Genomic DNA, 26466 nt, shown 5'->3' on the forward strand with positions numbered 1-26466 from the left:
CTCGAAAAGTGGTCTTCGAGGCGGATTTTGGGGCGTCTTGGTCGCATGAGGATAAAGTTGACTTGAATTCGCCGTTTGTGGGGATTAGTTGCGGGATAGTTTTCAAAGAAGATAGAACCGATGAGCAATTTGCCTTTCACCGTTGCCGCCCTTTATTGCTTTGCGCCGCTCCCGCAATATGAAAGCCTGCGCGAGCCGCTTGCCAGGCTTTGCTGTTCGAATGGCATCAAGGGAACGCTGCTTCTGGCGGCGGAAGGCATCAACGGGACGGTTGCAGGCACACCCCACGCAATTGAAAGGCTGGTGCAGCACATCACGGCTATCCCCGGTCTGGCTGACCCGGAGCTAAAATATTCCCATGCGACCGAAATGCCGTTCCATCGCATGAAGGTGCGGCTGAAGCGTGAGATCGTCACCATGGGTGTCGATGGTATCGATCCGCTGAAAAGCGTCGGCACCTATATCGCGCCGCAGGACTGGAACGCACTCATCGCCGATGAGAACACCGTCGTGGTCGATACGCGCAACGATTATGAATATGCCATCGGCACATTCGAAGGGGCGCTTGATCCGCAGACCAAGACTTTTCGCGAGTTCCCCGAATGGGTCGAGCAGAACCGCGACAAGCTGGAAGGCAAGAAGATCGCCATGTTTTGCACAGGCGGTATTCGCTGCGAAAAGGCAACGGCCTTCGTCAAGGGGCTGGGCTTCGACGATGTCTTTCATCTAAAGGGCGGTATCCTGAAATATCTTGAGGAAGTTCCGCGTGAAGACAGCATGTGGAACGGCGAGTGCTTTGTGTTCGACGAGCGTGTGGCCGTGGGCCATGGCCTTGCTGAAAGCGATGTCGAACTGTGCCGCGCTTGCCGCCGCCCGATTTCGCCGGAGGACAAGCTTTCACAGTTTTTCGAGGAAGGCGTTTCCTGTGCCGGTTGTTATGACGAGCGCACGCCGGAAGATCGCGCCCGCTACGCAGAACGCCAGAAGCAGGTGAAGCTCGCCGAAATGCGCGGGGCGCACAAACATATCGGCAGCTGACGGCATTTTGCGGCAATGCTCTAAAGCGCATCCCGAAAAGTGCGAAACGGTTTCGGACAAGATGCGCGTCAGAACAAAACAATAGAGCATTTCCAATGTTTTAATCAAAACAGGAAATGCTCTATTGCCGCATGCTCCCCACAGGGCTGGTCAAACAGATTTCATCCCATTATGGTGGCTCTGGTTCCGGAACGATCTGAATTCGTTACGGAATTTGGGCGGCTTTTGCATGGACGCCCGTGCATCAAGGGTTTGACGGCATCCGGGTCGCGTTTGCCTCCATCACACCCATCATCGCAAGTCGGGGCATAGGAAATCTCCAATGCTCATACAGAAACAGCGCCGGTTTTCCGGCGGATGATGGTTTGCCTGTCGTCGCAGGCAATATGGAGGATATTCATGAAGAAACTGATCGCCGCATTTCTCATCACCGTTGCTGCGGGTACCGCCTCGGTTGCCCATGCTGCCGAGAAGGTGACCGTTTTCGCTGCCGCCAGCATGAAAGACGTTATCGAAGAAGCTGCCAAACAGATGAAGGCCAAGGACGGTACCGAAGTGGTCGCGTCGTTTGCATCTTCGTCGGTTCTGGCCAAGCAGATCGAGCAGGGCGCTCCGGCGCAGATTTTCATTTCCGCCGATCTCGACTGGATGGATTATGTCGAAAAGGCCGATGCCATCGACAAGGCTTCACGCAAGGTGATCGCCGGCAATGCGCTGGTGATTGCAACGCAGAAAGACACGCCGAAGGGTGACGCCAAGGAGCTTTTGAGCGCCGGTCGTTTTGCCATGGGTGATCCGTCAAATGTCCCGGCGGGCAAATACGGCAAGGCAGCGCTTGAAAAGCTCAACATTTGGAAAGACGTCGAGAAGAATGGCGTGTTTGCCGAGAATGTTCGCGTTGCGCTGCAATATGTCAGCCGCGCGGAAGTGAAGGCGGCCATCGTCTACGCGTCGGACCGTGCCGCAGCACCGGAACTGGTCGAAGCCTATCGCTTCCCGGCAAGCAGCCACGCCCCGATCCTTTACCCGGCGGCACTTGTTGCGAAGAACGAAACTGATGCCGCCAAGGCTTTCTTGGCTTTCCTTGAAAGCGATGCCGGTCAGGCGATCATCAAGGACAAGGGCTTTGTGGGAGCTGCGGAAGCTGCTGAATAGTGATGGCCAAAGATGATTGAGAGTAATGTCTGGCAGATTGTGTCTCTGTCGCTCCGGGTTGCCGGAATAGCCATCATTGTTGCGCTGCCAGTTGCCTTTATCGTCGCCTGGATTCTTGCCCGGTTCAATTTTCCGGGCAAGTCTCTGGCGCAGGCTATCATCACCATGCCGCTGGTCCTGCCGCCGGTGGTGACGGGCTATCTGCTTTTAATCCTGTTTGGCGCGCGGGGCGCTCTGGGAGCGCCTCTGCAGGAATTGTTCGGTCTTTCCTTTGCCTTTCGCTGGACGGGCGCCGCACTTGCCGCCGGTGTCATGGCGTTTCCGTTGCTCGTCCGGCCGATCCGGCTTTCGATAGAGGGGCTTGATCGCGGGCTAGAGGAAGCGGCGCGCACGCTTGGCGCGAACCGGTTCACGGCCTTCTTCACGGTCATTCTGCCGCCCTTGCTGCCCGGTGTGCTTGCAGGCGCAGTGCTTGGTTTTGCCAAGGCTCTGGGTGAGTTTGGCGCTACGATCACATTCGTATCCAACATTCCCGGCGAAACGCAGACCCTTTCGCTTGCCATTTATGCCCTGATGCAGACGCCAACGGGTGATGCCGAAGCATTCCGTTTGATTGCCATATCTGCAGCTATCTCAATTGCCGCCGTGGTCCTTTCCGAGTGGTTGCAGCGCAGGCTTGCGGGAGCGACAAAATGAGCGGGCTTGCTGTCTCGATCAAAGGGCGCAATGGCAGGTTTCCTGTCGAGGCTGATTTCGCCGCCGACTGGGGCGTGACTGCATTGTTTGGCCATTCGGGCGCCGGCAAGACGACGCTTCTGAAAATGATTGCCGGAACACTCCGTCCGGAGAGCGGACGCATTGCCGTGGGTGACTTCACACTGTTCGATGCCGAAAAGGGTGTCAATCTTCCGCCGGAAAAGCGCCGCATCGGCTATGTGTTTCAGGAAGCGCGGTTGTTTCCGCATATGAGCGTGAAGCGGAACCTGACTTATGCGCGTTGGGCCGGGCACAGGCAGGCGACGCGGAGCTTTGACGAGGTGGTGGCGCTGCTCGGCATTGATGATCTTCTCGACAGGCGACCGTCCACACTTTCAGGTGGCGAGCGCCAGCGTGTCGCCATTGGTCGCGCGCTGTTGTCTGATCCCGCACTTCTTTTGCTGGACGAGCCGCTTTCTTCACTCGACCATGCGCGCCGGCAGGAAATTCTGCCCTTTATCGAGCGTCTTCGCGATGAAAGCCATGTGCCGATTGTCTATGTGAGCCATGAAATCGATGAGGTTGCGCGGCTTGCCGACGAAATCGTGCTTCTGTCTGGCGGTAAGGTGACCGCAAGCGGTACGGCGACGGATGTCTTTCCACTGATCAATGCAGAAGGCGAGAGTGGCGGTGTGCTGCTGGAAGGGCTGGTTTCGTCTTACGACGAGCGCTACAAATTGGCGGAAATCGATCTCGGCGGCGCGTCGTTCCAGCTCAGCGATGCGGGGCTGAAACAGAATATGCATGTGCGGCTGCGCGTGCGTGCGCGCGACGTCTCCATCGCACGCAAGGTGCCGGAAGCGATCAGCATCCGCAATGTGCTGCCGGTGACCGTCACTGCCATTACGGCGGATGATGGCCCGAATGCCTATGTCTCGCTGGACTTCCAAGGCCGTCGTCTCGGTGCACGGCTGACGCGGCGCTCGGTTGACGAACTGGCGCTGCAATCGGGTGATCATGTGGTCGCGCTGGTGAAGGCGGTTTCGGTGGATCGGGCGGCTATTCGGGAAAAATGACGCGGGGACAATAATCCGGTTTTCGGCCCGCTTCTTTTATGCTCCTGTCTTTGTCGAACGGGAGAATAGGCATGACTGATTTGCAGAACTGGACGCCACGCCCCAAACCGGAACGCAAAGTGCTTGAAGGCCGTTATGTGCGGCTGGAGCCGCTGGACCCGAAGAAGCATGGGGACGAACTTTTCGCCGCTTCGTCGGTCACCGACGCGGATCAGCGCTTTACGTGGCTGTTCGAGTTTCCGCCCGCAACCCGCGAAGAATTCGAGCCCTGGCTGGAAAAGGTGGCGAAAAGCGAAGACCCGCAGTTTTTCGCCGTCATCGATAAGGCCAGCGGCAAGGTCGCCGGACGCCAGACCCTGATGCGCATCGATTCCGCTCACGGCGCGATTGAAATCGGCAACATCTATTGGGGACCATTGATTTCGCGCAAGCCCGCCGCCACCGAAGCACAATTCCTGTTCATGCAGTATATTTTCGACGAGCTTGGCTATCGTCGCTACGAATGGAAGTGCAACAACGACAATCTGCCGTCCAAGCGGGCCGCGGAGCGCTTCGGCTTTTCGTTCGAGGGGATTTTCCGTCAGCATATGGTGGCGAAAGGCAAGAACCGCGATACGGCATGGTTTTCCATTCTCGACAGCGAGTGGCCTGCCTTGAAGAAAGCCTATCAGGCATGGCTTGCGCCGGAAAACTTTGATAATGACGGTCAGCAGAAGAAGAAGCTGGAGGAGTTTCGTGATCTTGGCTGAGCGTAAGAAGAGCAATCCGGCAATTGCTGCCGCCATCATCCTGATCGGCTTCGGGGTGCTTGCCTATTTCGTGCCCAGCATCATGCTGGCACTGGGCGAGCGCTCGCAAATCGCGGCGATCATTTTCCCGATTGTTTTCGTTCTGGGCTTCTTCGCCATTTTTTGGCTGCGCTCGCGCCGCCAGAACAAGGATTAACCAACCAGCGAAGCGCTGAGCAAAAGCGCACCTGTCAGCGCGATGAACAGGGCGGCGGCAACTTCGATTGCCGCCTTTAGCCGTCCGGACATGGCATTGCTGCCTGCAAATCGCAGGGCCGTGTTTTTTGCCGTGACAGCCAGCGTGGCAAGAACAGCCACGGTGATGAATGTGCCGAACGCCATGGCGAAGACTGAGAGCAGTCCGCCGACCATCAGACCATTCAAAAGCGCGAAAGTCAGCACGATCAGCGCACCCGAACAGGGACGCAGGCCCACCGAGAAAATCGCCGACCACGCCGTTTTCCAGTTGAAGTCGTCGCCGAGCGTCGACGGATCGGCAATATGGGCGTTACCGCACGCGGCGCACACATCGCCCTCGCCAATGAAGATATGATCCGATGCAGTAGCGGTTGCGGGTTTGTAATTGAGCTTTACTGTGCTTGTGGCAGCCGCCGCGCGCGTGGTCTGCGAAATACTGCCCTGCCATGCCGGACCGGAAGCCATTGCCGGTTCGGGTGCTGCGGCAAAAAGCGACGAGGCCGGGCTGGGGCTTGCATCGTCTTGCTTCTTGAAAAGTAGCGGTAGTTTGCGCGCCAGAAGCCAAAGGCCGAAAAACAGGACAAGCGCAAAACTTGCAATTTCCATGTAGCGCGCGGTCTGATTCATGGAAATGCCGGTGCCACGCAGTAGGAACCATGCGAGGCCGACCACGGCGATGGCCATGATGGCCTGCAAAACCGACGAAATGAACGACAGGAAGATGCCGCGCCGCAGCGCCGTTTCGTTGGCGATCATGTAGGACGAGATGACCGCCTTGCCATGGCCGGGCCCTGCCGCATGAAAAATGCCATAGACGAAGGAAAGTCCGACCAGAACCGAAGCCTGCCAAGGATCTTCACGCATGGCTTTCAACGCATTGGTCATGGCGAGATAAAACGAGCGCTGCTGTTCGTTCATCCAGAGAATGATGTGCGCGAAAGGCCCGGTTGGCTTCATCGCCACCTCATTCGCACCAATGCCGAGCGATGACTGCGCATAGGCCTGCGCAACGATTATCGTAAGGCAGAGGGTTAGAATAAAGGTAGCCTGTTTTCTCATCAGCCTGTTTTCCCTTTCGGTTCGCAGTCTATCTCAAGACGGGTCGCGAATATTTTCGACATGTCCGTGCCTGCCGGATCGTTGAAGAAGGCATCGGTCAGTGTCGCCTGATTCTGGGCGAGCGCTTCATCCGGATTGGGGCGCACGACCTTGGAGGTGCAGCCTGCGGGCAGGCCTTTCACAACCAGATCGCGGTCGTTCATGTAATCGATAGCAGTATAGAAAGTCGGGTCGTAGACGCCGAAGCTGACCTTGTGGCCGGGGGCGAGTTTCAACGGCTTTTCAGGCTTGCTCGTAAAGATGATGAGCAGGCGATTGTCGGTGAAATCTGCTGCGAGGTCGGTTGGCCTCGCCATTTTCACGTCCTTGCCATCGTCCAGAACGGTCTGGAAATATTTGAACTCGGCAATCGAGCCGTTGATGACATGGCCGAGGTCGATCAATTCATTCTTGTTGAGCTGCAGATCGCCATTCTTGTCGAATTCCATCAGGACGGTGGAGGAGAAAACGTCGTCGAAACGCCAGACATGCGCAAGCTGTTGCACTGTGCCATCGGGGGCTATGGTCAGTTCCAGTCGTGCGTCGGCAAAGACATGCGGGTGAGCGAGTGCAGCCGTCGGCACGAGACCGGCCAGCAGTGCAGCTGCGGCAGACCGAACGAACCTGCTTTTGAGCCAAGACGACGAAACCAGCATAAAACTTTCCGTTAGAGTTTTCCCACGCTTATGCCCGAAGGCGGCGAAAGTGCGACGTTCTATTTGCTTTATCGTATATCTTAGTCCCGAAAACCGTTTCACACTTTTCAGGATGCATTCTATTCCCGCTCCTTGAACCATTGGGTCAGAAAATCGACCAATGCCCGGATTTTTGCCGGCAGATAGCGCCGATGTGGATAGACGGCATAGATTCCGCCATCCTTCACGATGAATTCATCCAGACAGGCAACCAGCCTGCCGCGCTCGATTTCTTCTTCGGCGATGAAGGCGGGCAGCATACAGAAGCCAAGCCCGGCGAGTGCTGCATTCTTGGTGGCGACGGGGCTGTTCACCTCGATGGGACCGTTGACGGGAACTGTCATCATCGAGCCATCCGTATTGCGGAAATGCCAATTGTTGCGCGAGCGTGCATTGGTGTCGATGATGCAAGGCCGATCGGCCAGATCTTCCGGACGTTCGGGCTTGCCGACGCGGGAGATGAGTTCGGGCGCGCCGCACAGGATGGAATGGAATGGCGACAGGCGCTTGGCAATGAGGGAAGAGTCCTGCAAACGCGTGATGCGGATCGCAAGATCGAAGCCTTCCTCCACCAGATCGACAAAACGGTCATCCAGCCGCACATCGAGCACAATGTCCGGATGGGCGAGGCAAAAGTCGATCAGTGACTGCCCAATGACGGCATCGGCAAAAGTGCGCGGGGCCGACAGTTTGATACGCCCGCGCGCATCAGAACTGGTTTCGCTGACAGCATCCTGCAGCGCGTCGATCTCGCGAATGATCTCCACCGCTCGGTGATAATAGGTGTGACCGGCTTCGGTCAGCGAAAATTGCCGCGTGGTACGGTTGAGAAGGCGTGCGCCGAGTTCGTCCTCCAATTCCCGCACATACTTGGAAAGAAGCGCCTTGGAGCGCCCTATTTTTCGCGCAGCGGCGGAAAAGCCTTCCGCCTCGACCACGTCGATGAAGGCGCGCATACGTGTGAGGGTGTCCATGGTCTAGCCCCGCTTCCCGATGATGTTTTTGGCCAGCCCGATCAGCGCCCGGTCGCTGCCGCGTGGTCCGATGAAGGAAATCCCGAAAGGTGCGCCCTGCACCTGTCCCAAAGGTAATGTGATCTGCGGCAGGCCGGAAAGTACCGAAAGGCAAAGCAGGCGCAAAGCCTGTTCGCGATAGGCCTGCAAGGTCTCGAAAGGCTCTTTTGCCAGCGGAGCTGCACCCGGGACGGTCGGTAGCGCCAGCACGGCATCATTGCCGACGATCTGTTCGAGTTCCTGCGTGAATTGTGCCCGGCGCATACGCTGGCTGGCAACGAGATCAGCGGCGATTTCCGCACCGAAGGCAAAACGGTCCGCGACGCCGGGACCGAGCTTGCGATCGCCGGAGGAAATCCAGCTGCCGTGTGTCGCCCAGGCTTCCGCGCCTTGTATGTGGCGGAAGACCAGATAGAGTTCGTCTATCGAGAGCGTCGGCTGGCTCGCCGCCTTGAGACCCGAGAAGTGCGGGCGCACTTGGGCGAACATGGTGCGATAGGCGTCTGTTTCCTGCTGACCGAGCAGAAGCTGTTCCAGAACCGGCATATAGAGAAGTTGCGTCAGCCTGAATTCTCGGGCGTCGTTGCCAAGCAGGATAGAGCCAACGCGGTCGTAAAGGTCGATATCGCGTGCAAACCATCCAATCGTATCGAGCGAGGGCGCAAGCGGCATGATGCCTTCGAGCGGAATGCGGCCATGGGTGGTGCGCAGGCCGACGAGACCGCAAAAGCTTGCAGGTGCCCGAATGGAGCCGCCCGTGTCGGAGCCGAGCGCAATATCGGCGAGTTTGCCCGCCACTGCTGCTGCCGAACCGGATGATGAGCCGCCGGTAACGCGGTCCGGTGCTGCCGGATTGATCGGATAGGGGAAATGCGAATTCTGCCCCATCAGGGAGAAGGCAAGCTCGTCGGTCTGCGCCTTGCCGACAAATTCGGCACCGGCGGCGAGGAGCTTCTTCACCACCGGAGCTGATCTTTCGGCGCGAGGTGATTCGGCCTCGATCTGCGGATTCCCGCATCCGGTCGCCATTCCGGCGACGTCATAAATGTCTTTTACGGCCAGCCGTTCACCTTTAAGCGGTCCGTCCGTTGTGTGAGCGGGTGACTTTTCGGGTTTTGCAATGATGGCGTTGAAGGGATCGAAACTGGCCATTGTTCACAACATGCAGCAATTAACGGTCTATTTACGCTCTTTCGAGGCGGGTCTGAGCTGCGAATGTTTCACTTATATTGAACAATGGCAAGCGCGCCGTTCAACGCGATCCTGCCAAAATAAATTCGTCCGGAGGAATTTTTGTCATTGAATGGACACGACTTTGCGCTTATATCGCGCTTGCCCAAAGTCGCACGTGCCTGTGGGTGTCCGCCGATCCTCGAATGGTGAGGAATTCGGTACGGTACCTGGACCTAACCGCTCCAGTCGATCTGTTGGCCAACCGCCAGATCGAGGACATCTTGAAGCAACGACGGTGCGGGCCTTTCTAGTGTCTTTCGGCTGTCCAAAAGCCGAAATTACTGAAGAGGCACACCTTCATTGCCAGAAGTGCGGATGCGGTTCTCCAATTCCAATCCAAGGCAGACAAAGCGGAGTAACGCGGGTTTAGCGTTGTTCCATCGCCGCATGAGTTTTCGCGTGACATCAGCACCTCCAAAGGCTGGCCTCACGGCGGATGCGTTCATGCACACTTTGTCCTTAGAGTTTCTCTTGGTCCAAAGAGGGCCTGCGAAATTCTCTAAGTCCTTTTCTGCGTAATCCTTTCCGAAAGTCTGAAACTTTTCGGGGTTACGCACCAGAATACGGCAAGATCAAGCCGTGCGGGAGAACGACCATGGCAACGCAGCGTATCATCGACTTCCTCAACACCCGCCGTCCGGACGGTCCTTGCCTCGTCGTCGACACCGACGTCGTGCGCGACAACTATCAGAGCTTCGAGAAGGCTTTGCCCTATTCGCGCATCTTCTATGCGGTGAAGGCAAATCCTGCGCCGGAAATCCTGCGCCTGCTCGCTTCGCTCGGCTCGTGCTTCGATACCGCGTCGGTTGCTGAAATCGAAATGGCTCTGGAAGCCGGCGCAACGCCAACCCGCATCTCCTATGGCAACACCATCAAGAAGGAGCGCGATATTGCGCGCGCCTTCGAGCTGGGCATTCGCCTTTATGCGGTCGACTGCGTTGAAGAAGTCGAGAAGGTTGCTCGCGCCGCTCCCGGCAGCCGCGTGTTCTGCCGCGTGCTGACGGATGGTGAAGGCGCCGAATGGCCGCTGTCGCGCAAGTTCGGTTGCGTGCCTGCGATGGCCATCGACGTTCTGCGCCATGCAAAGTCGCTCGGTCTCGATTCCTACGGTGTATCGTTCCACGTCGGCTCGCAGCAGACGGACCTCTCCGCATGGGATCGCGCGCTTGGCGATGCAGCATCGGTGTTCCGCACCCTGGCTGACGAAGGCATTGTCCTGCGCATGGTCAATATGGGCGGTGGGTTCCCGACCCGTTACCTCAAGGACGTGCCGACTGCTCAGGCCTACGGCATGGCGATCTTCGATGCGCTGTCCAAGCATTTCGGCAACCGTATCCCGGAAACCATCATAGAACCGGGTCGCGGCATGGTCGGCAATGCAGGCGTGATCAAGACCGAAGTGGTTCTGGTCTCGCGCAAGGCAGACAACGACAATGTGCGCTGGGTCTATCTCGACATCGGCAAGTTCGGCGGTCTCGCCGAAACCATGGACGAGGCGATCCGCTATCAGATCGTGACCCCGCATGACGGCAGCGAAACCGAACCATGCGTGCTGGCTGGGCCGACATGCGACAGTGCGGACGTACTTTATGAAAAGACGCCGTACCCGCTGCCGGTCTCGCTGACCATCGGTGATGAAATCCTCATCGAAGGCACGGGCGCATACACCACCACCTATTCGGCGGTGGCGTTCAACGGCTTCGAACCGCTCCGATCCTACGTCATCTGATCATTCAGACTTGGTATGATCCCGAAAAGTGGGAACCGGTTTTCGGATTAGATCATATCTTCAAAAGTCCCGAATGATCCTCTCAATCCGCCCAGTGCTGCAAGGCGCTGGGTGGGGTGTGCTGCTGCCGCTTTGCGGGGATAGATGTCATGAACGTAACTCTGGAAATTCAGGAACATACTGCAACCATCGTCGCTCCGGCTTTCACAATAGCGGGCGAAACGCTGGAGCACGTGCTTGCGCGTGAAGCGCTGCTGGATCGCGCGATGGGTGAAGGCCGTCGCCGGAAGTCATCGGAAAAGCTGCGTCGCGGTCGCCTGCCTGCGGATGGTCTGGCTTTTGCCGCGCTTGGCGAAGACGGATTGCTTGCAGGCACTGTGCGGCTGTGGGATGTCCATGCCGGTCTCGATGTTTTCGGCTTTCCGGTGCCTGCCTTGCTGCTCGGCCCGCTGGCGGTCGATCCGTCCGCTGCCGGTTGCGGTATCGGTTCGGCGTTGATGCGTCGTGCGATCGATGAAGCAAAAGACCGCGGCCATGGCGCGATCATCCTTGTCGGCGATCCGGAATACTACGAGCGTTTCGGCTTCACCGCTGAAAAGACCGGCGAGCTTGCCATGCCCGGCCCTTATGAAAAGCGTCGCTTTCTGGCGCTTGAGCTGAAACCGGGCCATCTTGACGGAGCACACGGCATTCTGCGTGCCAGCGGACGCAAGGTGCCGCGCGTTGAGACCTCTTTGCGGCAGTCCGCGTGAATTAGAGCGCATCCCGAAAAGTGTGAAACGGTTTTCGGAAAAGATGCGCGTCAAAACAAAGAGATAGAGCGCCGATCTGATCCAATCAGATCGAAACGCGCTCTAAGATAGACGCAGCAGCCGTCCAAAGTTGCGGACAGCTGTGATTGCAAGGCCTGCAAGGAAGCCTGCAATCAGCCCGGCAATGACGATCAGCTTGCGCGATGTGCCTGCCGGATCGAGCGGCGGGCGAGCTTCCGACAAAACCCTGACATTGGCCGTATTCAGACCTTCCTGTTCGTTCGTCTCGCGCGAGCGCAGGAGGAAGGCTTCGTAGACCGAGCGCCGCGCCGTGGCTTCGCGCTCAAGCTCACGCAACTTCACCAGATCGCCGCTATTGTTCGCCTGTTGCGATTTTAGCTGTGCCAGGCGGGCAGTGAGGTCCTTTTCCTGCAGCGCGGACCGGGCGACCTCGACCTGCAACGAGGAGCGGATGCGTCGCAATTCGGCATCGATGTCGCTCAGGACCGTGCCTGCCTGAGATTGTGCCTGAATGAGTGCCGGATGGCGTGGCCCAAGCTGGGTGGACAGGCCGCTTGCCGTCTGGCGCGCCTGCGCATATTGCGCGCGCAGCGCGGTCAGCGTGTTGGAACGCAAATCTTCCGGCAAGGTACCGGATACCACGCTGTCGGAAGTGGCGCTGTTGAGCACCTGCACACGGGCCTGAAGCCGCATTGTTTCAGCGCGCTGGTTGGTCAACTGATCGTTGAGGCGGGTCAGGTCGTTATCGCTGATCAGCTTGCCGTCGACATTGACGAGATCGCGTGAGGCGCGGAAGTCCGCTGCTGCGCGCTCCGCCTGTTCGACATTGGCGCGCATATCGGCAAGACGGTTCGACAGTTCGTCCGAGGTGCGTCGTGCAGCATCGGATTGCACGGATGCAAGCTCGCTCTGGAACACGGAGCTGATCGTGTTCGCAAGCGATGCCGATTTCTGCGGATCACGCGTTTTCACCGAGATTGAATAGATGAAGGTCTTGGCGTCGCGACCGATGGCGATGCTCTTGTGTAGATTATACAGGACGCGGGTTTGCAGTGTCTGGCTGTCGCTTGCCTTTTTGGGCGACAGCATATCCCTGATCTGTGCAAACAGCCCGGCAATGCCGGTCGGAACCAGAGTGCCGTTGAATTCGGGGTCTTTTGTCAGTTCGGTCCTGTCGATCACTTTCAGCAACACACTGCTGGAATCGATGATGCGTGCCTGGCTTTCCGCAACGGCAAGTGACGCATCGGTCGGGAGCTGACCTGGCGTCAGTTCGTCTCCAACGGTCTTGATATTGCGCGGATCGACCAGAATATCGGTCGAAGCGACATACATCTGCGGCAAGGACAATGCATAGAGCGCGGCGACCACACCACCCAGTAGTGTGCTGACAAGCAGTAGCTTGCGCGATCCCCGCAGCACGTCGATAGCGATGCGCGGATCGATCAGCGGTTTCCACTCCGCATCAGGTGCCGGTCTGTCAATGACAGGGCGCTGGCGCTCGATCGGCTCCGGGGCCGGCGCGCGGGTCGGCTCTGGCGTTGGAACGGGAGTTTCGACTGTGACTTTGCGGCGCTCGCGTTCCTGAACCTTGCGTTCCAGTTCCGCCTCGATCAGCGCGACGCGCTTTTGCAGCTCGGCGACATCGGCATCATCCAGCTCCTCTTCGAGAACGGGTTCCGCCGGTTCTGGTGTTTCCTGCGCAGCATGATCGTGCTGGCGAAAGAACGCGGCGCGTTCATCCGGCGTCGCCGGTGGTGTCCAGGGTGGTGCGGTTTCGCTGTCAAAACGACCAGCGGGGCGAGCGTCGGAGAATGCGAGAAGAGGTTTCTCAACCCCCGCCTTTCTGCGCTCCTCGTGATCGCTCATTGCCGAAATCGTCCGTGTCTGTAAGCCGTCTCAACCGTTTCCGGCGCCAACGGCTGCTTTGAAATTCATAAGCCAAGGCTTCCGCATGCCAAACGGGAATCCGGTTGGCTCGCACCTCAAGGCCGAATGTAATTTTTTATAGAAAACAAAACGTTAAAATAATGTCGAGGTGAAGTGTCAATTCCCTGAATCTGCAACTTTAGCTTTTGCTTGTTTACTCTTTGAGCTTGCAAAGAAGAGTTTAAGTCTTTTTAGCTAAACCCCGATTATGCCTCCGTTCCAACGAACAGGCACATGCACCAGACTATGATAGGCGAGGCTCCCTGTTGATAGCGAAAGCGCTCCGGAAACTGTCAGGCAATAACGCCGGAATGGTGCGTGATTACCTGTCCCTGTTTTCAGGCTCCGCTGGCAGGCTGGTCGTCTCGCTTGTCTATTTCATTGCGCTTGCAAACACACTGCCGACCGGTGATTTCGGCATATTTGCCACTGCGTCGGGCACAGGCGTGGTTCTGTCACGCATCGTTTCTCTGGGCTTCAGTTCGCCGCTTTACCGCATATCGACAGTGAAGCCGCGCCTGCTCGGCATCTATACAGCGGGTTTTCTTGTCGCTCTTCTGGTTTCCCTGCCGCTGTTCGCGCTGGCGTCCTGGCTGGTTTATTTCGTCTTTTTCAGCCGCGACATTTCTTTTCTGCCTTTTGCCGTGGTGGTATTTGCGGAAGCCTTGCTCTGGCGCTCGACGGAAATCATCATCATCGTCAACAATGGCCTGCACCGGTTCGGCATATCGGCGGGGCTGGTGATTTTCGGAACAGCCACGCGCGCTGTGGCGGCTGTCCTGTTCATGTGGCTGGCGAGTGTTCATGACATTGCTCATTGGGCGTGGTGGTATGCGGCGGCCAATGGCGTTGCGCTGCTGACGGCGCTGAAATTCTATCCGTCTATCCGGCTCCGCTTCAAACCGGTTCTCTATATGCGGCGGCTTTCGGATGCGATTGCAGTCATGGGGGCCGAACTGCTGTTCTATATTCAGGCTGAGCTCGACAAGCTTCTTGTGCTGACCGTTGGTGGGCCTGCGACGGCGGGTCTTTATGCGATCATCATGCGGCTTGTCGATCTGACAGCTTTGCCAGTGCGGTCCTTCAACATGATGCTGGTGCAAAAGCTTATGCGTACGCCGGACATGTTGTCCTCTTTGCGCATCCGCGCCGGGCTGGAACTTGCAGTCTTTGCCGTCTCGGTGGCAGGTCTTGGCGCTATGGTCGTGTTCCTGCAAATCTTCCCGAACGCACTCGGTTCAAGCGTTGCCCCGATTGTCGGGCTGCTGCCGCTGGTGTTGCTCGTACCGGGCTTTCGCAACCTCATCGAGTATCAGACCGAAATTCTCTATGCGCGCGGCCAGTCCGGTCTGAGGACATTGAGCATGGTGCTGATGACCGTTGCCAAGGCATTCTTCGTCTGGCTTCTGCTCGTGAATTATGTCGATAGCCGCGACTGGATTCTCGGGCTCAATGTCGTATTCGCCGGGCTCTATCTGCTGTCGCTGGTTTTCACCTATACGAGCATTCGTTTGCCGGCAAAGCGGGTTTAAAGCATTTTCAGCAAAAGTGGGAACCGGGTTTGCGTTCGGAAATGCGTAAAAACAGATAGCGGTTTCAATAATCCGAAGAGAACCGCTCTAAGTTTTCTTTCCAAAGCATAATCTCATCGATCCTCGTTTCACTCCGATCGGATTATGCTCTAGGCTCCGATAATCCGCCGAATGTCGTCGACCGAAAGGCCGAGGAAGGACTGCATGCCTATGGCGACCTGATGCGGTTCCATTTCCGCGATGAAGGTACGGAATTCCTCTTCGCTCGGCGGTGGTGCGAACCATTGCATCCGGCACAGATCATGGGTGTCGCTGTAATGACCGGAGCCGTGCAGGACGTCATCGACATAGCGACCATAGATGAAGCACTCGGAGAAACGACGTATATTGCCAAGGGCTGCCACCCAATGTTGTCCGGTATGAGCTTCGATCCTTTCGCACATGGAAATCACGCTATCGCGCCGCCATGAGACCAGCTGGCCGATATAGTCGTTCAGCCCGCTTTTCCCTTTCCTGATGCCGAGCAGCTTTGCCGCATTAGCCGCCCAGACCGGATGCTCCGGCCATTCCGGATTTGCAAGCGCATTGGGGCGCACGAAAAGCCGGAGCTTTTCGTGGTGCCAGAGTGTGCCGCAATCGAAGGGACGCAGAAAAGCCGTGTCGGAATCCGTATAGAGAAATCCATCTTCCTCCACGGCACCGGCAAGTGCGATGCGGCGCAGCTGTTGCACATGCCAGCCGCGCAGCGGCTTGGTTCTGAGTGAGAGCCAAACGCGCCTGCGCCACAGATAGGTCGGGTCCCAGAAGGCGTGGAGCCATGAGGGCAGCAGATCGCGTTCATCGATGATGACGCGTTGTGTGCTTTCGAGTTTGCGGAACAGGGCAACGTCCTTGCTGTCGACAAGGATATAGTGCTTCGTGAAACCGCTGACATATTTGTCTATGGTTTCACAAAGCAGCTTGCAGCGCTCGAAATCCTGATCCCAACTGGCTGTGACGATTGCGGTTTTCACCGGGGCTCTCCCTTCATCCAGCCTTTGGCAACGCGCCACAGAAATACGGGATTGCCGATGAGATAACGTTTTGCGAGCCGTCGCGGTTCCTGTAGCAGCCGGTGCACCCATTCCATCTGGATCTTGCGCACCCAATGCGGGGCGCGTTGCACACGACCTGTATGCAGATCGAACAAGGCGCCGACCGCACTCGCCACCGTGCAATGCTCCGCCGTGATATGCTTGTCGATGAAGAGTTCCTGGCGCGGAACGCCCATGGCGACGAGCAGGATATCGGGATGAAATTCCTTGAGCTGACCGAGAATGCCGTCGAGATCGGCGGGCTTGAAGAAGCCGTCGGAAATGACGCGATATTCATGGTGCGGTATCTGCTGCATGAAGAGCTGCGCGGTATCGGCGGCAACGCCCGGACCGCCACCGAGAAGTGCAACCTTCAGCGGGCGTTTCATATGCTGCAAAAGCCCCGGAATGAAGTCCGTTCCGTTGAGATTGGCGGGGAACTTGCTGCCATAGGCGACCTTGCTTGCAATATCGACGCCCACACCGTCGGGCAGGATCAGGAAATCCTGCAATGCAGTGCGGTAAGCTGGGTCGGTATCTGTAATGTTGGAATTGTTGGCATTGAGCCAACCCTGTTTCATGAACCGGCCTTCATTGATGCGGTTCTCGAAAAAGGCAAAGGCGCCGGCCCAGTCGAAACAGGCGACCTTCACGCCAAGGATATTCCGGTAAGTGACATTTTCGGTATGCATCATGCCTGGTCCGTATTTTTCTCTTCGCCATGAAGTGCTTGCAGACCTCTGGCAACTGCGCGGTCCATGCCTTCGATTTGTGACCCTGTAAAGGCTTTGCCGTCCAGTCTCTGGCGATCCCCCAACCTTATCTTTTCAATGCGCTCGACGATTGCCGCAGCGAATGCCTTCGGGTCGTCGGCAATGGTGCAATTGGCCGGAATATTGCCGATACCGCGCACGGAATGTGATGTTGCGACACTTGGCATGCCCAGTTCGAATGTCTCGATGGTCTTGAGCTGCACGCCGGTTCCCGCACGGCTGATGAGCGGTACAAGCGCGCCGCTTTCGACAAATTCAGTCGCGTCCGGCACCTTGCCGACGAAATTGATACCGGACCCCACACCCGACCATGTAGCAATCAGATCGGCGGGCGTGTTGCCTGCAATCGCGATGGAAATATCGTCTGGAAGATGCGGCTTTACCTCGCGCAGGAACCATTCGAGCCCGATGCGGTTCGGGTGCCAAGTCCATGTGCCGATCAGGGCGAGGTCGTATTTGACAGGCCGCTGCTGTGCGGCTTGCATCCCGCCCGGCGTGACGAGCGGCATTGTCGCAAACCGATCAGGGCCGAGGCCGAGCGCCGGGCCGTCATCCTCGGCAAAAGTGAAGACGAAGCGGGCATCCCCGATGAGACGGCTTTCCAATCCCTTCAGAATACGGGCTTCGCGACCGAACAGGAATTTCTGGATGAAACTTCCTGCGTCGGCGGCGTTTTCTTCCGCAGAGCGATACTCCACATTATGCGCCACGAACAGCGAGGGCTTGTCCTTGAAGATGTCTTCAAATGCACCGGGCAAGGTCACGCCGTTCAGCACATAGGCATCGAACGGGCCGATCTTGGCGATGGCCGCGCGCAGTGTCTCAGCTGGTATCACCCGCAGCTTCGCCGAGGAAACCGTGAGGCCGGTCAGGAAGGATTTCAGCACCCAGCCGATCTTGCGCTTGATACCCGCGCCTTCGGTCCGTACTTCGACTTCGCCCAGAACGACAGTATCCGCGGCATCGGCTTTCACGCCCGGCCATGTGAAGCCAAGAACGGTCACCTTTGCTCCCGAACGACGCAAGCCGTCGACCACGGCGGCGTTTGCCACTTCATAGCCGGTGGTTGGTACTCCGTGTGGAACAATCGATGTCACGAAAACAAGGTGAGGGGACGGCAATTCAACTCCTGAACAATCATTTTCGCGCTGGCAGCATCAAAAATAATGGTGCGCGCTCAAGCTTTTCCTAATGCATTATTCATCTTAAAACCCTTAACATTTCGGGTCGGTGTGCTCTATGATAGTTTTGGCCAGTGTTTATAGTCCTGCGGTGAACTTTTCTTTAAATGTTTTTCAATAGTGGCGGATAAACAAATATAGAAGTTCGAAATATCCGGTAGCGTTTATGTCTGATTTACCTAGTCATATACAAGTAATTGCTAAAACTCCTGGGCTTCGTTTCGATGAAGTCGAGGTGGTGGTAACGCTGCCGACATTCCGCCGTCCGGAGCATGTCATCCGGACGCTGGATACGCTGAATGCTCAGGTCACCAGCCGCCGCTTCGCGGTCGTGGTGATCGAGAACGAGGCGGAGGACCAGGAAGGCGCCAAGGTTGCGGCGCCTCAGTTCGAGGCCGGAAAATATACCGGCATGCTGATTGTCGAATCCCATCGCGGCAACTGCAACGCATATAATGCGGGCTGGCTGACGGCGATGACCTACTTCCCGAACTTCAAATATGTCATCGTCATCGATGACGATGAACTGGCTGATCCGGCATGGATCGAAAACATGGTGGCCACTGCCGAGCGTTATAACGCCAGCCTCGTCGGTGGCCCGCAATATCCGATCTTTGAAAAGCCGGGCGCAGAAAAATGGGCGCGACATCCTGTCTTCCTGCCGCATTACAACAAGACCGGCCCGGTTCCGATCATCTATTCATCCGGTAATCTGCTCATTGCGCGTCCGGTTCTGGAAGCCATTGGCTATCCGTTCATGGACCTGAAGTTCAACTTCACCGGCGGCGGCGATTCGGATTTCATCAATCGTTCACGGGCCAAGGGCTTTAATATCGCCTGGTGCAATGAAGGCATTGTCCGTGAAACCATTCCGGCGCGGCGGCTGGAGAGTGACTGGATCACGGCGCGCGGCTTGCGCAACGGCGTTCTGTCGACACTGATCGAACAGCGCCAGCGCAAGGACGAGCCTTTCGGTCAGGTCCGCGTCTTTTTGAAAAGCGTTGCACTTCTGGGTTATTCTCCGATCAAGGCGCTGCGGCGCGGATTCGCGGCGCGCTTCGTGCCGGTCGGGACCTATTTCATCCATATCGGGTTGGGCCGGGTCATGGCCCATTTTGGATATCTGAATGAGCAGTATCGCAACCCGGACAAGAACTGACACCCGCTCCGACGTTGCAGCGCAAACCGATATGCGGGCGACGATCCGTACGATTGCGCTTGTTATCGCCACGATAACGTTCTGCATCCTGCTGATTTCATTCCGTCCGTTCAATCCGCTGAGTGCCGCAGCCGATGGTGCCGCATCGGGCGGCGGCGACGTCATCAATCAGCTTGGTTTCGGTTGCCTCGGCGCGGTGGCGCTTCTGTCGCTTGCGATGTTTGCCGACCCGAAAAAAGTGGTCAAAATCGTCAGCCCCGGATGGCTGTTGATGTTCGCCTTCCTGTTCGCATCGGTTTTCGCAAGCCCCGATCCGTCAACCGCCATACGCGGCGTGCTTTTGACGATGATCGGCATTCTGACCGTCATTGCTGTTTTGAGCCTGCCGCAGGATGGCGATGCCTATTCGTCGATGTTGGTCGCGGTGGCTTCGGTCGTGATTGTCATTTCCTATGCGGGCGTCCTCCTCCTGCCAAATCTCGGGACACACGGCGCCGACGCTCTGGAGCCGCAAAACGCCTATCTCTGGCGCGGTGTCTTCACGCACAAAAATATTGCCGGACCGGTCATGGCCGCTTTTGCCTTTGCCGGTGTCTATCTGTGGCGGCGCGGCTGGCGCGTAAGCGGTTTTCTGATCGCGGTTTCTGCATTGATCTTCGTTTCGCAGACCGGATCGAAAACCACTGCGGCACTGGTGCCGCTCGCCATGCTGCTCGTGATCGGCCCCGGCATTTTTGGTCTCCGTTTTCTTGCGCCGGTGGCAGTTTTCACGATCCAGTTTCTGCTTGCGCTGTTCACTTTCGGCACGGTTCTTTTCGAGCCGATGCACCAGCTCGTTCTGCAGCTTGATGTTGATCCGACCTTCACCGGACGCACTTCCATCTGGGCCTTTGCCGTTGAGGCGCTTTCCCATCGCCCTTGGACCGGTTTCGGCTATGAAAGCTTCTGGGGCACGCCAATCGTGAAAGAGGCGGCGAATCCCTATTATCTGGATTGGGATGTGCGCGGCATCGTGCATGGACATAATGGCTATCTCGATATTGCAGTATCGATGGGGATTCCGGCGCTGATCTGCGCCATCTTGGTCATCATCGTCATGCCGCTGATCAATTATCTGCGGTGCCGTCCGGTGCGCGAAAATCTGCTGCTTGCCGATTTCTTCCTGATGATCGTGTTCTTCGGAACGTTGAACGCCATGCTGGAAAGCTTCTTCTTTCGCCGCATGGACCCGGTCTGGCTTACGCTCGTCTTTGCGATTTTCGGCCTCAGACTGACCTCGAAAATTATCATTCCCAAACGATAGAGCGGTTCCGGTTAATACAGAATCGTAGAACCGCTCTATCTCTTTGTTTATACGCATTATCCAACGCAAAACCGCTTCGCACTTTTGCTGGAAATGCTTTTAGCCGGAGCCAATTCATGAATATCGCAATCGTCGGGGCCGGGTTTGTTGCCGACTATTACATGACCACGCTGCGCAATTATCCCGAGCTGACGCTGCGCGGGGTCTATGATCGGTCGCCTGAACGACTGAAAGCGTTCTGCGCGCACTATTCCGTTAGCGCCTATGAAAGTTTCGAGGCCGTGCTGGCGGATCCAGACGTGCAGATCGTCGTCAATCTGACAACACCTGAAAGCCATTTTGAAATCTCGCATGCAGCACTTTCCGCCGGAAAACATGTCTATTCCGAAAAACCGCTGGCTATGGATTATGAGGATGCGGAAGCGCTGGTCGCTTTTGCACGGCAATCCGGCCTCACGTTGGCGGCGGCCCCGGCAAACGGCCTCAGCGAAGCCTATCGTCTGGTAGCAAGCGTGATCAACGGGATCGGCATGCCGCGGCTGGTTTATGCCGAAATGGAAGACGGTCCGGTGTTTCGTGACAAATGGTCGACCTGGCGTTCGCAGTCTGGTGCGCCATGGCCGGGCCTGCACGAGTTCGAGATCGGTTGTACGCTGGAACACGCAGGCTATGCGCTGTCTTGGCTGGTGTCGCTGTTCGGCCCGGTCGAGAGCGTTTCGGCATTCTCCGCCATAACCTTTCCCAACAAGGGGCCGGGGACCGAACATCTTCACATGGCGCCCGATTTTTCGGTCGGCTGTCTTGTTTTCAGGTCGGGGCTGGTGGCACGCCTCACATCCGGGCTTGCGATGCCGAAGGATCGCAGCCTGACAATCGTTGCCGACAAGGGCTCGATTGTGGTGGATGACCTTTGGGATAATCGCTCGGCTGTCCGTCTTGAGCGCACGGAAGAAAAACGCCGTTTTCTGGCGCGCCTGTTCGGTATTCTGGAAATGCGCATCGGCAAGTTCCTGTCATGGAAACCGACCGTCGGTCAAAAGCTCTCCTATCCGAAGGCCGACAAGCGGTCGCTGCCGATGTATCCTTCGCAGATCGATTTCGTGCGCGGTATTGCCGATCAGGCTCGGGCTATCCAAACTGGCGATAAGGCATTCTTTTCCGGGGATGTGGCGCTGCATATCACTGAAATCGCGCTTGCCTTGAACAATGCTGGCGAAAATGCACAGCCTTACAGGATGAGAAGCAGCTTCTAGCCTTTAGAGCGTGATGTTTTTAAGTTGAATCGTTATCCCGCTCTAAACTTTTGTTTGAGCATGATTTTATCCGAAAACCGGTTCCCACTTTTCGGAATCATGCTCTAGCTAGCACCTTGCGGACGATATCGGCAACGGCTGCACTCTGGTCGAGTGGCATGATCGCATTGGAGATTTGGCCGCTTCGCACCGCATCGCGGATCGCTTCGGCCTGAAACTGTAGCCCGTTGCCGGAAAAGGCATAAGTTTCGATTGTGCGGCCCGGCAGGGGCAGGCGGTTCATAACCTTGCCGACAAGGCCTTTGCCGCCATTCGGCCCGAGCGACGACCGCGCAGCAAAGGCTGAAAACAGGGTCAGCCTCTGGGCTTTCAGAAACGGCGCGTGGATCAGGATCGTGCCCCTGGTTCCCTCAATCAGCATGCGATTGTCGCCGTCGCGGTCGAAGCCGCAGGAGAGGCTGGCCGTGGCACCCTGCCAGCTGAGCTGGAACTCGGTGCGCATGTCCACGCCGCTTTTGGCGCGCTGCCAGCGACCATCGACATGATCCGGCAGACCGAGAAAATACAATGCAAGCGAAACCGGGTACACACCCAGATCGAATGCTGCGCCGCCGCCAAGGTCCGGGCTGAAGAAGCGGCTTTGCGGGTCGTAGGCACGGATATAGGAAAGATCGGCTTCGATGCGCGTCACAGTGCCGATGCGACCATTATCGATATGCTGTTTGGTAGCGCGGATAGCTGGCAGAAAACGGCTCCACATGGCTTCCATGGCGAAGATGTTTTTTGCTTTTGCCGCAGCTTCGATCTGCCGCGCGCCAGCAGCATCCAGCGAGAGCGGCTTTTCGATCAGGCAGGGCTTGCCCGTTGCGATTGCCTGCATGGCCTGCAGCACATGCATGGCACTCGGGGTCGCAATATAGACGGCATCGATATTCGCGTCGGAAAGAAATTCACCTGAATCGCCAAACGCCTTGTCGGCGCCGATACGTCGCCGGAATGTTTCGGCGGTCTCTGACGCCCGCGAGCAGACTGCGGAAACGCGCATTCCAGCACTTGCCTGAATATCGGCAGCAAAGGCGGCGGCTATAGTGCCTGTGCCCCAAATGCCCCAGCGGAAATCCGTTTTTACCTGCTTGTCGCGATTCACGTGCTTGCCCCACAGCTTCATACAGGTGCTATATAACCCATGTAATGCGGCTAACGAAGTTTGTTTATCCTGTCAGGAGAGGTGGATGTGATGCGTGGATTTGTCGTGGCTGTGGCGCGGGATGGCGAGCATCGTTTTTCAAAGCAGGTTGTGCCGGAAATCCGCATCGTCACAGGACTCGGCGTCGAAGGCGACGCGCATCAAGGCGTGACGGTGAAGCACCGTTCACGCGTGCGGGCCGACCCGACGCAACCCAATCTGCGGCAGGTGCATCTCATTCATGCCGAGCTTTTCGACGAGCTTGCGGAAAAGGGTTTTGATGTCGCGCCCGCAGATCTTGGCGAGAACGTCACCACGCGCGGGGTCGATCTGCTGGGGCTGCCGCAGGGAGCTTTGATCCGAATTGGCGACGAGGTCGTTCTGGAAACAACGGGCCTGCGCAACCCTTGCTCCCAGATAGAGAATTTCCAGACCGGGCTTCTCGATGCTGTGCTGGATCGCACGCCCGATGGCGAACTTGTTCGCAAGTCCGGCATCATGACCGTCGTTCTTGCAGGCGGCACGGTGAAGGCGGATGACGCGATAATTGTCGAATTGCCGCCGCTGCCGCATCGCAAGCTGGAACGGGTGTGAAGTGCGCGAAATACAGGTTTTTGGGGTGAGCTAACCGATTTAACCAGACGCTTCCACGGGCAAAACCGGTGATTTTCGTCATGGGAGGTCTATCAACTTTGCGTCATATGCCCTAGATCATCCCACAATAGGATACAGATTGACATGCGCTGCTGCCGAAATCCGGCTGCAGCCTATTCTTATCGGTTCGGCTTGTCGGCGTTCGATGTTCTGCATGTGTCTAGACGACGGCCGGTCGGTTGCATTTCTGAAGGGCACAAAATGGAAAAAGCAGATATCGGAATGGTCGGCCTTGGCGTCATGGGCTCCAACCTGGCGCTGAACATAGCCGAGAAAGGCTACACGGTAGCCGTCTATGACCGTGATGAGCCTGTGCTCAAAGCCTTCATGGAAAAGGCTGGCCCGCTGCGCGACAAGATCGTCCCTTGCCCCACTTTCGAGGATCTGGCTGCCAATATCCGCAAGCCGCGTCCCATCATCTTCCTCATCAAGGCAGGCGCTCCCGTGGATGCCGAAACCACCCGCCTCAAGGCTTATCTTGAGAAGGGCGATATCATGATTGACGCCGGTAATTCCGATTACCGCGATACGGTGCGCCGTCTGAAGGCACTTGGCCCCAACGACCCGACCTTTGTTGGCATGGGCGTTTCCGGCGGTGCGGAAGGCGCACGCCATGGCCCGTCGATGATGGTCGGCGGCACCGAGGAAGCCTATGAGCGCATCGCACCGATCCTGCTTGCTGCCGCCGCCAAGTACAAGGGCGAGCCTTGCTGCGCGCTGGTCGGCCCGGATGGCGCCGGTCATTTCGTCAAGACGATCCACAATGGTATCGAATATGCCGACATGCAGATGATCGCCGAAATCTACGGCATCCTGCGGGACGGCCTCGGGCTTTCGGCTCCGGCCATCGGTGATGTGTTCGAGAAGTGGAACGAAGGCCCGCTCAACTCCTATCTGATCGAAATCACCGCCAAGGTGCTGAAGGCGACCGATCCGGAAACCGGCAAGGCGATGGTCGACATGATCCTCGATGAAGCTGGTCAGAAGGGCACGGGCCGCTGGGCGGCCATCGAGGCGCAGATGCTTGGCGTTCCGGCAACGGCAATCGAAGCCGCTGTTGCCGCGCGCTCGCTGTCCTCGCTGAAGGCCACGCGTGAGCTTGCCACAAAGGCCTACAAGCCGGGTTCGCGCAGCCTCGACATTTCCGATCAGGCTAAATTCCTTGCCGATCTGGAGCAGGGCCTGCTTGCTGGCAAAATTGCTGCCTATGCTCAAGGGTTTGCGGTGATGGAAGCCGCCTCGCAAGAGCATGGCTGGAACATTCCGCTTGCCGAAACGGCGCGCATCTGGCGCGCAGGCTGCATCATTCGTTCGCAGCTTCTGGACGATATTGCCCATGCCTTCGAAGACAGCGAAAGCCGCAATCTGCTGCTGGCACCTGCTTTTGTGGAGCGCATGAGCAAGGCTTCCAAGGGCCTGCGCCAGATCGTCGCCAAGGCGGCACTCGCTGGCCTGCCTCTGCCAGCGCTCGGCACAGCGCTCAGCTATTTCGACAGCTTCACGCAGGCGCTCGGCACAGCCAATCTCATTCAGGGCCAGCGCGACTTCTTCGGTTCGCACGGCTTCAAGCGTATCGATAAGGATGGTGATTTCCACGGTCCCTGGGGCTGATATCTTTCGGTCCCTCACCCGCCTGCAAATGGCGTCTTTCTGCGATCCGGTTCTCGAAAGCCACCATTTTCGGCACGACATGAACCGAAATCTCATCAGCCCGTCGCGCACGTGACAAACAAAAAAGCCGCCCATCGGGCGGCTTTTTTATTTTAGAGCGTGTTTCGATCTGATTGGATCAGATCGGCGCTCTAATCATTTGTTTTTACGCGCATCTTTTCCGAAAACCGTTTCACAATTTTCGGGATGCGCTCTAATCTGCCAGCACGAGCAGATCATGCGAGGCGAAATGCACTGTCACCTTGTCGCCGCGCTGCGGCGGAGGCTGGGTCGGGTCGTTGAACGTGTCGAACGACAGGCGATTCTTGCCAAGCGCCACACGCGTGCGGATGACAGAGCCGAGGAAGTGCACGTCCTCGATGGTCGCGTCGAGCGAGGTATCGTGGCTCTTGCGTGCTTCGAGGCTGACAGCTTCCGGGCGCAAGGCCAGTGTGACAGGCTTGCCCTTCGGATGATGGTCGAGCTTTTCCTGCACGGTGATGGTGCGGCCGTCGAGTTCGATGCTGTTCTTGCCGGGTTCGCTAACCGAGGCTTCCAGCATGTTGAGTGTGCCGACGAAAGATGCCACGAAGCGTGAGGCTGGGCGGTTATAGATGTCGAAAGGCGAGCCGATCTGGTCGGCGCGGCCTTCGTGCATGACCACGATGCGGTCGGAAATCGACAGCGCTTCTTCCTGATCGTGGGTGACGAAGACGGTCGTAATGCCAAGCTTCTGCTGGATGGCACGGATTTCTTCGCGCAAGGATATACGGATTTTCGCATCCAGCGCCGATAGCGGCTCGTCGAGCAGAAGAACCTGCGGCTTGGTGGCAAGCGCGCGGGCCAGTGCCACGCGCTGCTGCTGGCCACCGGACATCTGATAGGGATAACGATCCGCCAGATGGTCGAGGCGGATGAGGCCGAGCATCTCCTGCACGGTGGCGTCGATTTCCGCCTTCGGCTTTCCGGCAACGCGCAGGCCGAACGAAACATTCTGCGCCACCGTCATATTCGGAAAGAGCGCATAGGCCTGAAACACCATGCCGATATTGCGCTGGTTGGGCTTGAGATCGACTACATCCTTGCCGTCGATTTCGATGGCGCCGTTATCGGGCGCTTCGAAACCGGCGATCATGCGAAGAACGGTTGTCTTGCCGCAGCCCGATGGACCGAGGAAAGAAACGAATTCGCCTTTTTTCACGGCGAGGTTGAAATCGTGGACGACGGTATTGGCGCCGAAGCTCTTTTTCAGGTTTTTGATGTTGAGAAAAGCCATGAATG

General features: G+C 57.3%; 24 protein-coding genes. 14 read left to right on the plus strand and 10 right to left on the minus strand.

Annotated elements, in window-relative coordinates:
• Positions 1-120: 120 nt before the first annotated feature.
• The 6 genes from LJ361_RS12185 to LJ361_RS12210 all read left to right on the plus strand — a co-directional run bounded on the left by LJ361_RS12185 (position 121) and on the right by LJ361_RS12210 (position 4910).
• Positions 121-1038, plus strand: coding sequence for a rhodanese-related sulfurtransferase (locus tag LJ361_RS12185; RefSeq protein WP_264811614.1), 918 nt, complete (start codon positions 121-123; stop codon positions 1036-1038).
• A gap of 399 nt (positions 1039-1437) precedes the next feature.
• Complete coding sequence (gene modA, locus LJ361_RS12190) at positions 1438-2193, plus strand: molybdate ABC transporter substrate-binding protein (RefSeq protein ID WP_010660685.1); 756 nt, start codon at positions 1438-1440, stop codon at positions 2191-2193.
• 12 nt (positions 2194-2205) lie between these two features.
• Positions 2206-2889: a molybdate ABC transporter permease subunit gene (gene modB, locus LJ361_RS12195; protein WP_264811615.1), complete on the plus strand. Its 684-nt coding sequence runs from the start codon at positions 2206-2208 to the stop codon at positions 2887-2889.
• Entirely contained in the window at positions 2886-3965 is a 1080-nt protein-coding gene (modC, locus tag LJ361_RS12200) for a molybdenum ABC transporter ATP-binding protein (protein WP_010660687.1), read from the plus strand. The genes modB and modC overlap by 4 nt, the downstream gene beginning before the upstream one ends.
• A gap of 71 nt (positions 3966-4036) precedes the next feature.
• Positions 4037-4714: a GNAT family N-acetyltransferase gene (locus LJ361_RS12205; RefSeq protein WP_264811616.1), complete on the plus strand. Its 678-nt coding sequence runs from the start codon at positions 4037-4039 to the stop codon at positions 4712-4714.
• Entirely contained in the window at positions 4701-4910 is a 210-nt protein-coding gene (locus tag LJ361_RS12210) for a hypothetical protein (RefSeq protein ID WP_010660689.1), read from the plus strand. The genes LJ361_RS12205 and LJ361_RS12210 overlap by 14 nt, the downstream gene beginning before the upstream one ends.
• On the opposite strand, the gene LJ361_RS12215 is transcribed toward LJ361_RS12210, so the two are convergent.
• From LJ361_RS12215 to LJ361_RS12230, 4 genes are all read right to left on the minus strand, one after another.
• Positions 4907-6010, minus strand: a complete 1104-nt coding sequence (locus LJ361_RS12215; protein ID WP_264811617.1) for a nickel/cobalt transporter — start codon at positions 6008-6010, stop codon at positions 4907-4909. The genes LJ361_RS12210 and LJ361_RS12215 overlap by 4 nt on opposite strands.
• Positions 6010-6705 (minus strand): DUF1007 family protein, encoded by a 696-nt coding sequence (locus tag LJ361_RS12220; protein WP_264811618.1) that lies wholly within the window; start codon positions 6703-6705, stop codon positions 6010-6012. The genes LJ361_RS12215 and LJ361_RS12220 overlap by 1 nt, the downstream gene beginning before the upstream one ends.
• Before the next feature lie 119 nt (positions 6706-6824).
• A complete protein-coding gene (locus LJ361_RS12225; RefSeq protein ID WP_010660692.1) occupies positions 6825-7718 on the minus strand; it encodes a LysR family transcriptional regulator in 894 nt (297 codons plus the stop codon).
• A 3-nt stretch (positions 7719-7721) separates the two neighbouring features.
• Entirely contained in the window at positions 7722-8909 is a 1188-nt protein-coding gene (locus tag LJ361_RS12230; protein WP_264811620.1) for an amidase, read from the minus strand.
• A gap of 676 nt (positions 8910-9585) precedes the next feature.
• Between LJ361_RS12230 and odc2 the strand changes: the two genes are divergently transcribed.
• Together odc2 and LJ361_RS12240 are read left to right on the plus strand one after the other, a co-directional pair.
• A complete protein-coding gene (odc2, locus tag LJ361_RS12235) occupies positions 9586-10719 on the plus strand; it encodes an ornithine/lysine decarboxylase (protein WP_010660694.1) in 1134 nt (377 codons plus the stop codon).
• Positions 10720-10868: 149 nt separating this feature from the next.
• Positions 10869-11471, plus strand: a complete 603-nt coding sequence (locus LJ361_RS12240) for a GNAT family N-acetyltransferase (RefSeq protein ID WP_151610373.1) — start codon at positions 10869-10871, stop codon at positions 11469-11471.
• A gap of 102 nt (positions 11472-11573) precedes the next feature.
• Here LJ361_RS12240 and LJ361_RS12245 read toward each other — a convergent pair whose 3' ends face one another.
• Positions 11574-13361, minus strand: a complete 1788-nt coding sequence (locus LJ361_RS12245; protein ID WP_264811621.1) for a GumC family protein — start codon at positions 13359-13361, stop codon at positions 11574-11576.
• A 326-nt stretch (positions 13362-13687) separates the two neighbouring features.
• Between LJ361_RS12245 and LJ361_RS12250 the strand changes: the two genes are divergently transcribed.
• A complete protein-coding gene (locus LJ361_RS12250) occupies positions 13688-14953 on the plus strand; it encodes a lipopolysaccharide biosynthesis protein (RefSeq protein WP_264811622.1) in 1266 nt (421 codons plus the stop codon).
• A 149-nt stretch (positions 14954-15102) separates the two neighbouring features.
• On the opposite strand, the gene LJ361_RS12255 is transcribed toward LJ361_RS12250, so the two are convergent.
• From LJ361_RS12255 to LJ361_RS12265, 3 genes are read right to left on the minus strand one after another with little or no spacing between them, the layout of a single operon-like run.
• Positions 15103-15966, minus strand: a complete 864-nt coding sequence (locus LJ361_RS12255; RefSeq protein WP_012093535.1) for a DUF6492 family protein — start codon at positions 15964-15966, stop codon at positions 15103-15105.
• Positions 15963-16721, minus strand: a complete 759-nt coding sequence (locus LJ361_RS12260; protein WP_010660699.1) for a WecB/TagA/CpsF family glycosyltransferase — start codon at positions 16719-16721, stop codon at positions 15963-15965. The genes LJ361_RS12255 and LJ361_RS12260 overlap by 4 nt, the downstream gene beginning before the upstream one ends.
• Positions 16718-17920 (minus strand): glycosyltransferase family 4 protein, encoded by a 1203-nt coding sequence (locus tag LJ361_RS12265; protein WP_264811623.1) that lies wholly within the window; start codon positions 17918-17920, stop codon positions 16718-16720. Before LJ361_RS12265 ends, LJ361_RS12260 begins: the two co-directional genes overlap by 4 nt.
• Positions 17921-18146: 226 nt before the next feature.
• Between LJ361_RS12265 and LJ361_RS12270 the strand changes: the two genes are divergently transcribed.
• The 3 genes from LJ361_RS12270 (at position 18147) to LJ361_RS12280 (ending at position 21695) form a co-directional block, all read left to right on the plus strand.
• The gene (locus LJ361_RS12270) at positions 18147-19139 is read left to right on the plus strand and encodes a glycosyltransferase family 2 protein (protein ID WP_010660701.1); all 993 of its coding nucleotides are present in this window, start codon (positions 18147-18149) and stop codon (positions 19137-19139) included.
• The gene (locus tag LJ361_RS12275; RefSeq protein ID WP_264811624.1) at positions 19108-20442 is read left to right on the plus strand and encodes an O-antigen ligase family protein; all 1335 of its coding nucleotides are present in this window, start codon (positions 19108-19110) and stop codon (positions 20440-20442) included. The genes LJ361_RS12270 and LJ361_RS12275 overlap by 32 nt, the downstream gene beginning before the upstream one ends.
• Before the next feature lie 116 nt (positions 20443-20558).
• Positions 20559-21695 (plus strand): Gfo/Idh/MocA family protein, encoded by a 1137-nt coding sequence (locus LJ361_RS12280; protein ID WP_264811625.1) that lies wholly within the window; start codon positions 20559-20561, stop codon positions 21693-21695.
• Positions 21696-21792: 97 nt separating this feature from the next.
• Here LJ361_RS12280 and LJ361_RS12285 read toward each other — a convergent pair whose 3' ends face one another.
• Positions 21793-22842: a Gfo/Idh/MocA family protein gene (locus LJ361_RS12285; protein ID WP_264811626.1), complete on the minus strand. Its 1050-nt coding sequence runs from the start codon at positions 22840-22842 to the stop codon at positions 21793-21795.
• 90 nt (positions 22843-22932) lie between these two features.
• Here LJ361_RS12285 and LJ361_RS12290 point away from each other — a divergent pair, with 90 nt between their 5' ends.
• Together LJ361_RS12290 and gndA are read left to right on the plus strand one after the other, a co-directional pair.
• On the plus strand, positions 22933-23475 hold the full coding sequence (locus tag LJ361_RS12290; RefSeq protein ID WP_012093529.1) for an MOSC domain-containing protein: 543 nt from the start codon (positions 22933-22935) through the stop codon (positions 23473-23475).
• A 261-nt stretch (positions 23476-23736) separates the two neighbouring features.
• The gene (gene gndA, locus LJ361_RS12295; protein ID WP_264811627.1) at positions 23737-25146 is read left to right on the plus strand and encodes an NADP-dependent phosphogluconate dehydrogenase; all 1410 of its coding nucleotides are present in this window, start codon (positions 23737-23739) and stop codon (positions 25144-25146) included.
• A 253-nt stretch (positions 25147-25399) separates the two neighbouring features.
• Here the strand turns inward: gndA and LJ361_RS12300 are convergent, their stop codons facing one another.
• Positions 25400-26461, minus strand: a complete 1062-nt coding sequence (locus LJ361_RS12300; protein ID WP_010660707.1) for an ABC transporter ATP-binding protein — start codon at positions 26459-26461, stop codon at positions 25400-25402.
• Positions 26462-26466 lie beyond the last annotated feature (5 nt).

The organism is Brucella sp. JSBI001, assembly GCF_026014005.1.
Classification (GTDB): Bacteria; Pseudomonadota; Alphaproteobacteria; order Rhizobiales; family Rhizobiaceae; genus Brucella; species Brucella anthropi.

What these genes read in the sequence shown, in the direction of transcription:
- modA (WP_010660685.1), top strand. Translation starts at nt 1,438, where the DNA reads ATGAAGAAACTGATCGCCGCATTTCTCATCACCGTTGCTGCGGGTACC.
- modB (WP_264811615.1), top strand. Translation starts at nt 2,206, where the DNA reads ATGATTGAGAGTAATGTCTGGCAGATTGTGTCTCTGTCGCTCCGGGTT.
- LJ361_RS12290 (WP_012093529.1), top strand. Translation starts at nt 22,933, where the DNA reads ATGCGTGGATTTGTCGTGGCTGTGGCGCGGGATGGCGAGCATCGTTTT.
- LJ361_RS12205 (WP_264811616.1), top strand. Translation starts at nt 4,037, where the DNA reads ATGACTGATTTGCAGAACTGGACGCCACGCCCCAAACCGGAACGCAAA.
- LJ361_RS12280 (WP_264811625.1), top strand. Translation starts at nt 20,559, where the DNA reads ATGAATATCGCAATCGTCGGGGCCGGGTTTGTTGCCGACTATTACATG.
- odc2 (WP_010660694.1), top strand. Translation starts at nt 9,586, where the DNA reads ATGGCAACGCAGCGTATCATCGACTTCCTCAACACCCGCCGTCCGGAC.
- modC (WP_010660687.1), top strand. Translation starts at nt 2,886, where the DNA reads ATGAGCGGGCTTGCTGTCTCGATCAAAGGGCGCAATGGCAGGTTTCCT.
- LJ361_RS12245 (WP_264811621.1), bottom strand. Translation starts at nt 13,361, where the DNA reads ATGAGCGATCACGAGGAGCGCAGAAAGGCGGGGGTTGAGAAACCTCTT.
- LJ361_RS12300 (WP_010660707.1), bottom strand. Translation starts at nt 26,461, where the DNA reads ATGGCTTTTCTCAACATCAAAAACCTGAAAAAGAGCTTCGGCGCCAAT.
- LJ361_RS12260 (WP_010660699.1), bottom strand. Translation starts at nt 16,721, where the DNA reads ATGATGCATACCGAAAATGTCACTTACCGGAATATCCTTGGCGTGAAG.
- LJ361_RS12225 (WP_010660692.1), bottom strand. Translation starts at nt 7,718, where the DNA reads ATGGACACCCTCACACGTATGCGCGCCTTCATCGACGTGGTCGAGGCG.
- LJ361_RS12230 (WP_264811620.1), bottom strand. Translation starts at nt 8,909, where the DNA reads ATGGCCAGTTTCGATCCCTTCAACGCCATCATTGCAAAACCCGAAAAG.
- LJ361_RS12240 (WP_151610373.1), top strand. Translation starts at nt 10,869, where the DNA reads ATGAACGTAACTCTGGAAATTCAGGAACATACTGCAACCATCGTCGCT.
- LJ361_RS12185 (WP_264811614.1), top strand. Translation starts at nt 121, where the DNA reads ATGAGCAATTTGCCTTTCACCGTTGCCGCCCTTTATTGCTTTGCGCCG.
- LJ361_RS12220 (WP_264811618.1), bottom strand. Translation starts at nt 6,705, where the DNA reads ATGCTGGTTTCGTCGTCTTGGCTCAAAAGCAGGTTCGTTCGGTCTGCC.
- LJ361_RS12215 (WP_264811617.1), bottom strand. Translation starts at nt 6,010, where the DNA reads ATGAGAAAACAGGCTACCTTTATTCTAACCCTCTGCCTTACGATAATC.
- LJ361_RS12270 (WP_010660701.1), top strand. Translation starts at nt 18,147, where the DNA reads ATGTCTGATTTACCTAGTCATATACAAGTAATTGCTAAAACTCCTGGG.
- LJ361_RS12275 (WP_264811624.1), top strand. Translation starts at nt 19,108, where the DNA reads ATGAGCAGTATCGCAACCCGGACAAGAACTGACACCCGCTCCGACGTT.
- gndA (WP_264811627.1), top strand. Translation starts at nt 23,737, where the DNA reads ATGGAAAAAGCAGATATCGGAATGGTCGGCCTTGGCGTCATGGGCTCC.